The following is a 12,302-nucleotide window of genomic DNA, read 5'->3' on the forward strand; positions in this document are numbered from 1 at the left end:
ATTGCCGCTTGGGGATGATTGCGGATTAAATCAAACAAAAGCAAGGCGGCCGCCCTGCCCCATAGTTGCTGCAAACGGCTATGGTTCGGCAAAGCAGGCCGATGCCCCATATTTTAAAGCCGTTTTTTCATATTTCGTTTCCGACTCCGTCTATCAGCCATTTTCCCTTTGATTTGATTAATCTCAGTTTCACTTCGATATTGACGGGTTTGCCGTCTGCGTGCACGGCAAATTCAGGTTTTACATTATCCCGCAACACCATGATTCCGGTTTTCCCATTCCGGTTTTTTACTTTGAAATCAAAATGTTCGGGAGAAACATCCAATAATGCCGCGCCCAGTAACGCATCATATTCAATGCCTCTGTATTGATTCAAAAGCTTTCTTTCCGATTTGGAAAGTTTTTTGTTTTCAAGAGCTTGTTCTGCCAATTCCAACGCCCTGCTTCTTTCCTGATAAGTTTTGCGGAAATTTTCCGTAACAGGTAAAGACAGCCGGTGCTTTTCATGGATACGGCCTTTTATAATCATTGATAAATTTTTCGGCTATTGTTGCCGCTTCGTTTTTCTGCCTGATGCTGATGCTTTTACCATCATTTTTTTCCCATCGGTTTTTGCGCCGGAATTTCCGCACCCGCCACCGTTATCCATCCGAATATCAGGCATAAGCCCATGCCGGTTTTCAGCTTGTTCATTTGCTGCTCCTGTGTTTTATGATCGGCATTCATGCCGTTCAACATTAAAAAATTATTTCAAAGCAAACGCCTGACCTCCCAACGCCAACCGGCCATATTGCCCGGCCGCCTTTCAGACGGCCGGCAAACCGTTTTTTTCAATCCCAAACCCGGCAACGCCGCAGCGGTTCACGCTGTCTGAAAGATCCTGCAATCACTGCATAAATCTGAAATCACGGGAGCTTTCTAATCCATCATTGCACCCATTGCACCCGAGCGGCTTTCAGACGGCCTCACGGCACATCGGCACGGCTGTTTTCCAGCCGCACCGCCGCCGCTTGGTTTTGGCCGTCTGAAAGCGTGAAAGCGGCATTTTTCCAACTGCCGCCCTCCGGCGGGCGGTAGCGGACGCGGTAGCTGCCCGGGGGCAGTTTGAATGCGGTAAAGTCTGCTCGCGGGGGGATATAGATAGTGCGGACGGCACTGTTGCCGCGTTCGTGATAAACCTGCACCAACACCGCAGAGCGGTTGGCGCGGTTGTCGATTTTCACCATGCCGTTGCCCGTTTCGGCCAACACGGGGTAGCCGGCCATATATTGCGCAAATTCGGGATAACCGGCCGGAGCGGTGTCGGCGCGTACAACGGGCATATCGGCGGCGGCTTCGCGCTGCCGGCCGGCCAGCAGGAACAGTCCGCCGATTAAGGCGGCAAAAACCAGCAGCCCCAGCCACAAACGCCGCGCACGAAGGGCTTGGGCAAACAGGCCGGGGTTAGGGGGGCGGTTTGGCGGCATCGGTGAAGAAACCGGCTGCCCGCGCTCTGTGTGTGCGGCAATCCACTCATCGTGGGCGCGCCGCTGCCCGGGGTCGGACAGCACGGCATACGAGCGGTTCACCAAACTCATGATGCGGCCGGCATCGGGATTGTCGCGGTTTTGGTCGGGGTGGTATTTTTTGCACAGCGAACGGTAGGCGGCACGAATCACCTCAATCGGCGCATCTTGCGCCACCTTGAGGTTGTCGTAATGGGTGCGTATGCGCTTCGACATCCTGCCCGCCGTATGGAGATGGAAAGCCGTGATTATATTCAATTTTCGGCCAAAACAGGTGGTATATCGGATAAAAGGCCGATGCCTTTGTCAAAATGCCTTCAGGCCGTCTGAAAACGGTTTCAGACGGCCTTGTTGCAACATAGATGCTTCTCAAATGCCCGGGAAGCAAATTTAATACACGCCCCGCGCCCTTCGCTGTGCAGAGGGAATCGGGATGAAAAAATATTAAAATCTCAGTTAAACAATTGCTGATAAACCAAACGTTTGATTTTTCGTCTGTACGCGGGGCAGCTCAGCAGGCTTGCGAAAACAATGGCGGCAGATAAGCGTTTTGCCAAGTTTGTCTTGCCGTGCTTTTTGGATTTTCCAACGATTCAGGCCGTCTGAAAACGGTTTCAGACGGCCTTGTTGCGGGCTGATACTTCACATGCGGAAAACGGCCTTAATACATGCCCTCGCGCTCTTCGCGGGTGCTGATGTAGATGTTTTTCACCTGGGTATAGGCGGCCAGCATCATTTTGTGGGTTTCTCGGCCGATGCCGGAGGTTTTATAGCCACCGAACGGTGCGCCTGCGGGCAGGCGGTTGTAGCAGTTTACCCAAACGCGGCCGGTTTCCAGCGCGCGCGATACGCGCAGGCAGCGGTTGATGTCTTTGCTCCATACCGCGCCACCCAAGCCGTATTCGGATTCGTTGGCCATTTTCACCACTTCCTCTTCGGTTTTAAACTTAATCACAGTGGCCACCGGGCCGAAGATTTCTTCTTGCGACACGCGCGCATCGTTGCTGTCAGCGGCAATCAGCGTGGGTTCGACAAACTCGCCTTTGGCCAGGCTGCCTTCCACTTTTTTGCCGCCGGTGATGATGCGGCAGCCTTCCTGTTGGCCGATTTTCACATAGTTCAGAATGGTTTCCACCTGGTTGGCGTTTACTTGCGCGCCCATTTGGGTGTCGTCTTCCCACGGCAGGCCGACTTTCACTTTTTTAAATTCTTCGGCAAGGGCGGCAACGAATTTATCGTAAATGCCTTCCTGCACGAAAATGCGCGAGCCGGCGCAGCACACTTGGCCCTGGTTGAACAAAATGCCTTTTTGCGCGCCTTCGAGGGCTTTGTCGAAAGGCATGTCGTCAAAGAAGATATTGGCCGATTTGCCGCCCAATTCGAGCGTGGCGGGAATCAGCATTTCGGCAGCGGCGATACCGATGCGGCGGCCTACGGCGGTGGAGCCGGTGAACGCCAGCTTGTTGAAGCCCTTGTGGTGCAGCATATATTCGCCGGATTTCGAGCCTTTGCCGGTGATGATGTTGAGCACGCCTTTGGGCAGCAGGTGGTTCACTTTTTGGGCAAACGAGAGCAGGCTCAGCGAAGTGCTCGAAGAGGGGTGGATAACGATGGTGCAGCCGGCGGCCAGCGCGGGGGCGATTTTCCAGGCGGCCATCAGGAAGGGGAAGTTCCACGGGATAATCTGGCCGACCACGCCGATAGGCTCGCGCAACACGATAGAAAAATCTTCTTCATCAAGCTGGTTGCAGGTGCCCTCTTCGCCTCGTATCACGCCGGCGAAATAACGGAAGTGGTCGGCAGCCAGCGGAATATCGGCGGCACGCGTTTCTCGTATGGGTTTGCCGTTGTCCAGCGTTTCCTGCAGGGCAAACAGCTCGGCGTTTTCATCGATAACATCGGCGATTTTGTTGAGAATGGCGGCGCGCTCGGCAGCGGTGGTTTTGCGCCAGGTTTTGAATGCCTGCTGTGCGGCGGCCACAGCGGCATCCACATCTTCATCGGCAGCATCGATAAACTTGGCCAACGCCCCGCCGTTGGCGGGGTTGTATGAAACCATGGTTTCGCCTTTGCTGCCTTTGGTCCATTCACCGTTGATCAGCAGACCGTATTCTTGATCAAACACATTCAGATTTTTTGCCATGATATTTCTCCTGGTTTTTTGGGGATAAGCCTAGGTCTTGGGGTGCAGAATAATATTTTTTGCGGTCGGATTCAAGCGTTGCCGCCCATAATGTTTTGAAGTGCTTGCACCAAGATGGTTATGGATCGTTGTGTTTTATTGTGTGTTTGGCTGACAAGGTGAAAAGCAAGGCCGGGTAAAAGGCCGTCTGGAAGCCTTTCAGACGGCCTGTCATCAAAACATGCCCGGTTTGAAAGCAAACCTTATTTATATCCGGCCTGCTTCATCAGCATCACGGCTTTTTTCTGGTTGCTGCCGGCCACGGATACATTAATGATGTCTTGTTTGAATCTGCCCCATTTGGCTACTTTCGGGTCGGGGCTGATTTTCGGATTGGCGGGATATTCGTGGTTGAGGTCGGCAAACAGGTTTTGCGCCTCGCTGCCGCTGAGCCATTCGATAAATTTCTGCGCTTGGGCAGCTTTTTTGCTGTGTTTGGCCACGCCTGCACCGGATACGTTTACATGGGTGCCTTTACTCTGTTGGTCGGCAAAAAATACGCCGATGGGCAGATTGGGCTTTTTATCCGACAAACGGCCGAAATAATAAGTGTTGGCAATGCCCACATCACAGCGGCCTTCGCCGATGGCCTCCAGCAGGGAGGTGTCGTCCGGGAAGGGTTGGGCAGCGAGGTTGGCCACCCAGCCTTTAACGGTTTGCATGGTTTTGCCCTGGCCTTGGTTGGCAATCATGGTGCCGACCAAAGATTGGTTATACACATTGTTGGAGGTGCGCAGGCACAGGCGGCCTTTCCATTTGGGGTCGGCCAGCGCGGCATAGGTGGAAAGCTCGGCCGGCTTCACTTTGGCGGTGTTGTAGAAAATGGTGCGGGCGCGCACGGAAAGGCCGTACCAATGGTTTTTGGGATCGCGCAGGTTGGCAGGAATATTGCCTTTGAGCACGGCAGAATCAATTGGCCGCAGCAACCCCATCTGGGTGGCCTGCCACAGGTTGCCGCCATCAACGGTGATAAACACATCGGCAGGGCTGTTGCTGCCTTCGGCTTTGAGCTTTTCCATCAAGGGGCCGGCTTTATCGTTTACCAGCTTGATGTTTACGCCGGTTTTTTTCTGATAGGCTTCGGCCACGGGGCGCAGCAGGTTGTCGGCGCGCGAAGAATACACCACCAGCTCCTCGGCAAACGCAGGCGCGGCTGCCAGCAGGGCAACAGAAACGGCAAGGGCTTTTTTCATCATGATTTTCTCTTTCTATATAGTTACTTAAAATATTTTTATACTGCAGGGGCTATTCTAAATGACATTCCGCATCATAACAATATAAATTATCATTTATTGCTGTATTTGCTTGTTTGGTTTGCATTCTGAAGCAGCGGCAACGATAATACGCGCTGTTTTTTAGCTGAGGCCGTCTGAAAAGTTATGAGTAGCCCTGCATTCAAACTGCTGCCGCGTTTGTGGCTGGCGGCCTGCATTGCGTTTGTTGTGATCCCTCTGGCTGTGATTGTGGCGGCCTTGGGAGAATTTGACGCTGAAATTTGGGCATTTCTGCTCGAATACCAACTGCCCGAGCTGCTGAAAAACACGCTGTGGCTGGTGGCGGGTGTGGGTGCCGGCACGGCAGTGTTGGGCACCACAGCGGCATGGCTGACCGCGATGTATGATTTTCCGCTGCGGCGTTTTTTCTTTTGGGCGATGATGCTGCCGCTGGCCGTGCCGGCTTATGTGTTGGCGTTTACCCAAATCGGTTTGTTTGACTACAGCGGCCCGCTCAACAGCTGGATGCGCACGCATTACGGCATCGTGCAGCTTTTTCCCGACATCCGCAACGGCACCGGGCTGGCTGCGGTGATGAGCCTCACCTTTTATCCCTATGTTTACCTGCTGGCGCGCAATGCTTTTTCCAGCATGGGGCAGCGCGCACTCGAAGCCGGTGCATCGTTGGGGCTTTCGCCCGCGCACGCATTTTTCAGGCTGGCGCTGCCGATGGCGCGGCCGTGGATTGCCGGCGGCGTGATTTTGGCGCTGATGGAAGTGTTGGCCGATTTCGGCACCGTTTCCGTGTTTGGCTATGACACCTTCACCACCGCCGTTTATCAGGCCTGGTTCGATTTTTACTCGCTCGAAACCGCCAAACAGCTCGCCGCCCTGCTGATTGCGCTGGTGTTCGTGTTGCTGGCGCTCGAGCAGCTCGGCCGCGGCAACCGCCGTTTCAGCCAACCGGGCAAGGCGCAGCAACACCGCTGCAGACCGCTTTCAGACGGCCGCAAATGGCTGGCAACACTCTATTGCAGCCTGATTCTGACTTTTGCCTTTCTGATTCCGCTGGTGCAGCTGGGCTTTTGGGCATACGAAACCCGCAACGACGGCTTTAATACCACCCTGTGGCTCAACGCCTGGCATTCGTTTGCCGCCGGCCTGGCCGCCGCCCTGCTCACCGCCGCTGCCGCCCTGCTGCTGGCATTGGCCAAACGCGCCGACAAAAGCCGCTTTGCCGCCGTGGCCGCCCGCATTGCCACGCTGGGTTACGGCATTCCCGGCACCGTGCTGGCAGTGGGCGTGTTTGTGCCGGTGGCGTGGTTCGACAATGTATTGATTAGCTATCTCAAACTACCCGAAGGCACCACTGCCGTTTTCAAAGGCACCCTGGCCGTGATGCTGGCCGCCTACCTGATTCGTTTTCTGGCGGTGGCTTATGCAGCGGTGGAAGCCGGTTTGGAACGCATCAGCCCCTCGCAGGCCGAAGCAGCGCGCTCGCTGGGCTGCACCGGAGCCGGCGTGTTGCGGCGGATTTATCTGCCGCTGCTCAAAGGCTCGCTCGGAACAGCAGTGTTGATGGCATTTGTCGATATCATGAAAGAAATGCCGATAACGCTGATGACGCGCCCCTATGATTGGGACACCCTGGCCGTGCGCGTTTACATGTTTACCATCGAAGGGCAATACGCCAACGCCGCGCTGCCGGCACTGCTGATTGTTTTAACCGGCCTGGTTCCCGTTATCCTGTTTTCGCGCACGGAGCAAAACCCATGATTTTAAACGTTTCGCAACTGAGCCTCTCATTCGGCGCCAAGCCCGTGCTGCAGGATTTCGGATTTAAGCTGGCAGAAGGCGAAATCGCCTGCCTGCTGGGCCACTCCGGCTGCGGCAAAACCACCGCCCTGCGCGCGATAGCCGGCTTCGAGCAGCCAAACAGCGGCAGCATCACCCTCAAAGGGCAAACCCTTTCAGACGGCCGCAGCTTCACGCCGCCGCACCAACGCCGCATCGGCATGGTATTTCAAGACTACGCCCTGTTCCCCCATCTCACCGTAGCGCAGAATATCGCCTTCGGGCTGAGCGGGCAGAGCGCCGCCGCACAAGCGCAGCGCGTTAACGGGCTGCTGGCGCTCACCGGCCTGCCCGAATACGGCAACCACTATCCCCACCAACTCTCCGGCGGCCAGCAGCAGCGCGTTGCACTCGCACGCGCACTCGCGCCCAAGCCCGGCCTGATTCTGCTGGACGAACCGTTTTCCAACCTCGATGCCGATTTGCGCGCCCGCCTGTCCAAAGAAGTGCGCCAACTGCTCAAGCAGGAACAAACCAGTGCCGTTTTGGTTACCCACGACCAGCAGGAAGCCTTCGCCATGGCCGACAAAATCGGCATCATGCACGAAGGCCGTCTGAAACAGTGGGATACCCCCTACAACCTCTACCACCGCCCCGCCGATGCCCACACCGCCCGCTTTATCGGCACCAGCGTGATGCTGCGCGGCCGGGTAAGCGGCACAAACTGCGTGAAGCTGACCGTAGGCGAATTCTGCGGCACCGTGCCTTTGGGCTGCCAAAGCTGCACCGAAGTAGATGTATTAATCCGCCCCGACGACATCGTACACGACCACCACAGCCCCATCACCGCCGAAGTGCTCGACAAAGACTTCAAAGGCAGCCACTTTATCTACACGCTCAAGCTCGACAGCGGCGAAACCGTGCCCGCACACATCGGCGGCCACCACGACCACCCTATCGGCAGCCGCATCGGCATCCGCATGGAAATCCAAGACCTCATCGCCTTCCCCGCAGAAAATCAGGCCGTCTGAACACCCCTGCGCAGCCCGGCGTGCATTCCAAACCCTGCAGAATTTCCGGCCGCAACAGTCAATCCGCAAGCCGTCCAACATTTTGAAACCGGCAAGAGCGTTTTCAGACGGCCCACCCCCAGCGCGAGATAGATTTTTTTCGGGTGGTTGTTGCGGATAGCTTCGTGCAGCTTCACCAGCGCGCTGCGTTTTTTGGCAACCATCAACAGGCCGCTGGTGTCTTTTCGAGGCGGTGGACGAGTTCGAGATATTCGGCTTCGGGGCGGGAGCGGCGGAGTTGTTCGATAACGCCGAAGCTCACGCCGCTGCCGCCGTGCACTGCCGTGCCTGCGGGCTTGTTGATAACCAGCACGGCATCGTCTTCATACACTGTCTCAAACCTGCGCGCGGTTGCTGCGGGGCAGCCCTTATCTGCCGTGTGCAAATCCGCTACAATCAATCCTGCTTTTGCCTGAAACCCCGATGCTGCCGCGTGCACTCGGCATCTTGGCGCGCTGCCCAGCGGCGCAGTTTCAGTTTTGTGGATAACGGATGCCGCCGCAGCGGGCGGCACCCTAACCGTTAGGAGCTTTGATGGACGCTGCACGCCGGCTTTACACGCTGCTTTGGCAGCCTGCCCCGTTTTTTATCCGCCGCTATCTGAAAAAGCGCGCGCAGGCCGCTCCTGCTTATTTGGCGCACTGGGGCGAACGTTTCGGCGGGGCGCAGGCCGATCCCGTGCAGGAGCCGCTGTGGGTACACGCCGTGTCGGTGGGCGAAACCCGCGCGGCCGAGCCGCTGATACGCGGACTGCGCCGCTATTTTCCCGATGCGCCGCTGCTGCTCACCCAAATGACGCCCACCGGCCGTGCCGCCGCACAAGCGCTGTATCCCAATGCCCAATGCCGTTATCTGCCTTATGACAAGCCCGAGTGGGTCGGGCAGTTTCTGCGGGAGCACCGCCCGCGCTTGGGCATTCTGATGGAAACCGAAATCTGGCCCAATCTGATGCACGGCTGTGCCCAAGAGGGCGTGCCGCTGTTTTTGGCCAATGCGCGGCTGTCGGAAAAATCGCAAAACGGCTATTTGAAAGTGCGCCGCCTGGTGGAGCCGGCGATGCAGACGCTGCGGGGCTGCTATGCGCAAACTGCCGCCGATGCCGAGCGGCTGCATTTAATCGGCGCGTCCAATGTGCATGTGTGCGGCAACACCAAATACGACATCACCCCCACCGCCGGTATGCGTGAATTGGCGGCGGTATTGCGCAACCGCACCGGCAACCGCCCGGTGCTGGTGTGCGGCAGCACGCGCGAACATAAGGGCGTGGACGAAGCCGAACTGCTGCTGCGGGCATGGCGCGCCTATCACGGCGATGCGCTGCTGGTTATCGTGCCGCGCCACCCCGAACGTTTTCAGACGGCCTTCGACACGGCGGTGCGGCTGGGTTTTACCGCCCAAAAGCGCAGCGACAATGCTGCAGTCGCCGCCGGCACCCAAGTGTGGATAGGCGACAGCATGGGCGAGTTGATGGCTTATTATCTGGCCGCCGATGTGGCGTTTGTGGGCGGCAGTTTGGTGGATACAGGCTGTCAAAACCTGATTGAGCCTGTGGCCTGCGGCGTGCCGACACTGTTTGGCCCCTCCACCTATAATTTTGACGCCGCCGCCCGCGGCGCGGTGGAAGCGGGCGCGGCCGGGCAGGTGTTCAGCGCGCAGGAATGGCAGTACACCGCCGCGCAATGGCTCTCCGATGCCGCGCTGCGCAGCCGCTATGCCGCCTGCGCCGAAGCGTTTGTGGGCAAACACCGGGGTGCCAGCCGCAGAATGGCCGAGCGGATTGCAGAAACCGTGCAGCAGGCATAGTTTGGCGGTGCAGCCCGTTGCGCGGGCGGCAAACGGCTCGAACCAAGCCTGCATGATGGTGAATCACTTTATTTTCCGCACCGGGCGGCAGCAAGCCGCAGACCATACCAAACCGATTCTGCTGCCGTTTCGGAGGCCGGTAAAACCGTTGTCTGTTAGCCAAGATGCGGCAACGCCGTAACGGAAATAGAAGCAGACTCACTCTGTATCAAGCGGAACCGGCGGCGCAAATGGGCAGAATACCCTGCAACAGCCTGCCTCAGCCCTAAACCCCGTTTCCAAAGCTACAAAGGCCGTCTGAATGTTCAGACGGCCTTTCTACACGGGAGAAAGTGGCCCTATTCCCACACCGGCGCGGCAGAGCGGCTGGAGGGGCGTGCGGAAAAAGCAGGCAGCGGCCGGAAACTGCCGGCCATGGGTTTACGGCTGCGGGGTTTGCGGCTGCGGAGCATTTGCGGCGAACGGGGTTGTGAAAGAGGCCGTCTGAAACATGGTTTTCAGACGGCTCGGGATTCGCGGGCAGGACGGTTTGATTTTCGGAACCGGTGCGGCGGGCTGCTGAAAACGGCAACAATGGCGGCAGGCGGGTGGGTGGGTGCGGCCGTCTGAAACGGCCTGCCGTTATCGGGCGTTTACCGTGGCGCAACGAGCCGCCCCGCTGCCAACATCTGTTTCAGGCCGTCTGTATGCCTGACCCTGCCCAAGCGCGTATAGCGGTAAGCATGGAAAAAGTTTGATCAAACACCACCGGCAGCACTACCCTGCCACGGCGGGACCGCCCGCTGCAATGCTGCCGGCCTTATTCTGTGCCGCCCCAATTTGAAACCGCTGCCGCGCGGCCATTCAGCCATTCAGATATACCGTTTTTTTGTTCTGCCGCGCGCGGCGCACAGGCGGGCGGCAACAGCCGGTGTTTGACTGCCTGCCCCGTTTGTTTGCGGCTATGCGGCGTATCAAGTGATGAGCGAAGCCGCGCAAAACCATGCCGTGCATTTTCCGGCAACCCTTGAATGCCTGCGTTTCATCATTTAAGCTAGAGGCCGTCTGAAACCCAACACAGAGGAGCCTGATATGCCGATTACTGCCCGCACCGTGGAATACACCACCGCCGAGGGTCTTACCCTGCAAAGTTACCTGTGCCTGCCCCAACAGCCCGAAAGCGGTTTGGCCGGCGTGCTGGTGGCCCCTGAGTGGTGGGGGTTGAGCGGACACGCCAAACGCGCCGCCGAACGCCTGGCCGAACAAGGCTATGCCGCAATGGCGATGGATTTATACGGCGGGGCGCGCCTCACCGATGATGCCGCCCAAGCCAACGAATGGATGAGCGCGGCTCTGGCCGACCCTGCCACGCTGGTCGGGCGCACCCGCCTCGGCCTGCAGGCCCTGGCCGCGCAGCCCGAAGTGGACGGCAGCCGCATCGGCGCCATCGGCTTCTGCTTCGGTGGCCGCGTGGTGCTCGATATGGCGCGCCGTGGCGAAGATTTGAAAGCCGTGGCCAGTTTCCACGGCATTCTCGCCACGCCCGAGCCCGCGCGTAAAGGCAGCGTCAAAGGCGAGCTGCTGATAGAGCACGCGGGGCTGGACAGCATGGTGCCGATGGAGGCGGTCGAGGCGTTCCGTCAAGAAATGGATCATGCCCAAGCGCGTTACCATATTGATGTTTTCCCCCATGCCAAACACGGCTTCACCAACCCGCAGGCCACCCGCAACGGTGAAAAAAACGGTGTGGACTTGGCCTACAACGAAGCCGATGCCGAAGCGGCCTGGCAGAATATGCTGGGTTTGCTGGAACGCGCTTTGTGATTTCGCTGCCCAAGCACGGCAACGTTGGCATGGCCTGTGCTGTCGCCGGGGTTTGGGCGTGCAGGCAATATCGGAAAGCATAACGCATCCGCATGATGTTCATACGGCACTGAACATCACGAAACCGCTGCTCGGCAAAACCCGCCCGAACCGCATATCAAAGTGTAGGCCGCCCGGCCGGTGCCGATATGCGGGCGGCAACCGGCGCATTGCCCGGCATATTGAATCACGGGTATTGCCCGAATGCCGATTTCCGTGAAAGTCAGTTTTCAATATATCAATCTGCCGTTTTGTATTATTTTTAAACCCATGCCGAAAGCAGCAGGTTCGGCCTAGATACCGACATTCGAAAAACCACTCAAGGAGAACATCATGCTTCATTACGCTGTAGTGTTTTTTGTTATTGCCATTATTGCTGCCGTTTTCGGTTTCGGAGGCATTGCAAACAGCGCGGCAGGCATCGCAAAAATTTTATTTTTCGGTTTTGTGGTTCTCGGTGTGCTTTCGCTGATTTTCGGCAGAAAACGCTGATGCTCCGCAAACATAACCGGCATATCGGGCACACAACGCCTGTTTCTTAATGCCGCGTAGCCCATCCATCCAAACATCAGGCCGTCTGAAAGAACGTTTGCCCGTTTTTCAGACGGCCTGATGCTTCCCTGCGGTTTTGCGCTTTTCAGGCAACGGCCGCCCTTGCGGCCTGACTGCAGTTGCCGGCCCGTTTTCAAACAACAATCATGGCAGCATCGGCCGGCCGCGCGGCACGGCAATGTATCCGCCCCGTTCCCGCTGCCGCAGGGTGCCGGCAATAAAGAGCCAGCTCTGCTGCCGTTTTAAGCAACCCGCAAAACAAGCCAAACAACGCAAACAAAAAAGGGGTGCTTGGCACTGCCGCCTGCGCCGCGCCGCCTTATGCTTCTTTGAGGTTCGG

At 57.5% G+C, this 12,302-nt stretch carries 10 protein-coding genes and 1 pseudogene; 6 read left to right on the top strand and 5 right to left on the bottom strand.

Annotated elements, in window-relative coordinates:
• Positions 1-127: 127 nt before the first annotated feature.
• From H7A79_RS11410 to H7A79_RS11425, 4 genes are all read right to left on the bottom strand, one after another.
• Positions 128-376: a hypothetical protein gene (locus H7A79_RS11410; protein ID WP_135034021.1), complete on the bottom strand. Its 249-nt coding sequence runs from the start codon at positions 374-376 to the stop codon at positions 128-130.
• Positions 377-965: 589 nt separating this feature from the next.
• Positions 966-1,721, bottom strand: coding sequence for a J domain-containing protein (locus H7A79_RS11415; protein ID WP_135034024.1), 756 nt, complete (start codon positions 1,719-1,721; stop codon positions 966-968).
• Between the two features lie 445 nt (positions 1,722-2,166).
• Positions 2,167-3,648, bottom strand: a complete 1,482-nt coding sequence (locus tag H7A79_RS11420; protein WP_187000308.1) for an aldehyde dehydrogenase family protein — start codon at positions 3,646-3,648, stop codon at positions 2,167-2,169.
• Between the two features lie 242 nt (positions 3,649-3,890).
• Positions 3,891-4,880, bottom strand: a complete 990-nt coding sequence (locus tag H7A79_RS11425; RefSeq protein ID WP_187001708.1) for an extracellular solute-binding protein — start codon at positions 4,878-4,880, stop codon at positions 3,891-3,893.
• A 186-nt stretch (positions 4,881-5,066) separates the two neighbouring features.
• On the opposite strand from H7A79_RS11425, the gene H7A79_RS11430 reads away from it, so the two are divergent.
• Complete coding sequence (locus tag H7A79_RS11430; RefSeq protein WP_187000309.1) at positions 5,067-6,677, top strand: ABC transporter permease; 1,611 nt, start codon at positions 5,067-5,069, stop codon at positions 6,675-6,677.
• Entirely contained in the window at positions 6,674-7,726 is a 1,053-nt protein-coding gene (locus tag H7A79_RS11435; RefSeq protein WP_187000310.1) for an ABC transporter ATP-binding protein, read from the top strand. Before H7A79_RS11430 ends, H7A79_RS11435 begins: the two co-directional genes overlap by 4 nt.
• A gap of 104 nt (positions 7,727-7,830) precedes the next feature.
• On the opposite strand, the pseudogene H7A79_RS11440 reads toward H7A79_RS11435, so the two are convergent.
• Positions 7,831-8,123 (bottom strand): annotated as a pseudogene (locus tag H7A79_RS11440) (pseudouridine synthase); the annotation flags it as partial.
• 176 nt (positions 8,124-8,299) lie between these two features.
• Here H7A79_RS11440 and waaA point away from each other — a divergent pair.
• From waaA to H7A79_RS11460, 4 genes are all read left to right on the top strand, one after another.
• Positions 8,300-9,568 (top strand): lipid IV(A) 3-deoxy-D-manno-octulosonic acid transferase, encoded by a 1,269-nt coding sequence (gene waaA, locus H7A79_RS11445; RefSeq protein WP_187000311.1) that lies wholly within the window; start codon positions 8,300-8,302, stop codon positions 9,566-9,568.
• A 545-nt stretch (positions 9,569-10,113) separates the two neighbouring features.
• On the top strand, positions 10,114-10,305 hold the full coding sequence (locus H7A79_RS11450; RefSeq protein WP_187000312.1) for a hypothetical protein: 192 nt from the start codon (positions 10,114-10,116) through the stop codon (positions 10,303-10,305).
• 334 nt (positions 10,306-10,639) lie between these two features.
• A complete protein-coding gene (locus H7A79_RS11455) occupies positions 10,640-11,371 on the top strand; it encodes a dienelactone hydrolase family protein (RefSeq protein WP_187000313.1) in 732 nt (243 codons plus the stop codon).
• A gap of 372 nt (positions 11,372-11,743) precedes the next feature.
• Positions 11,744-11,902, top strand: a complete 159-nt coding sequence (locus tag H7A79_RS11460) for a DUF1328 domain-containing protein (RefSeq protein ID WP_187000314.1) — start codon at positions 11,744-11,746, stop codon at positions 11,900-11,902.
• Positions 11,903-12,302 lie beyond the last annotated feature (400 nt).

Origin of the sequence: Neisseria musculi (assembly GCF_014297595.2) — a bacterium.
Taxonomy (GTDB): Bacteria; Pseudomonadota; Gammaproteobacteria; order Burkholderiales; family Neisseriaceae; genus Neisseria; species Neisseria musculi.

Excerpts from the sequence above, each read along its gene's own strand:
- H7A79_RS11415 (WP_135034024.1), bottom strand. The coding sequence starts at position 1,721 with ATGTCGAAGCGCATACGCACCCATTACGACAACCTCAAGGTGGCGCAA.
- H7A79_RS11420 (WP_187000308.1), bottom strand. The coding sequence starts at position 3,648 with ATGGCAAAAAATCTGAATGTGTTTGATCAAGAATACGGTCTGCTGATC.
- H7A79_RS11425 (WP_187001708.1), bottom strand. The coding sequence starts at position 4,880 with ATGAAAAAAGCCCTTGCCGTTTCTGTTGCCCTGCTGGCAGCCGCGCCT.
- H7A79_RS11430 (WP_187000309.1), top strand. The coding sequence starts at position 5,067 with ATGAGTAGCCCTGCATTCAAACTGCTGCCGCGTTTGTGGCTGGCGGCC.
- H7A79_RS11435 (WP_187000310.1), top strand. The coding sequence starts at position 6,674 with ATGATTTTAAACGTTTCGCAACTGAGCCTCTCATTCGGCGCCAAGCCC.
- waaA (WP_187000311.1), top strand. The coding sequence starts at position 8,300 with ATGGACGCTGCACGCCGGCTTTACACGCTGCTTTGGCAGCCTGCCCCG.
- H7A79_RS11455 (WP_187000313.1), top strand. The coding sequence starts at position 10,640 with ATGCCGATTACTGCCCGCACCGTGGAATACACCACCGCCGAGGGTCTT.
- H7A79_RS11460 (WP_187000314.1), top strand. The coding sequence starts at position 11,744 with ATGCTTCATTACGCTGTAGTGTTTTTTGTTATTGCCATTATTGCTGCC.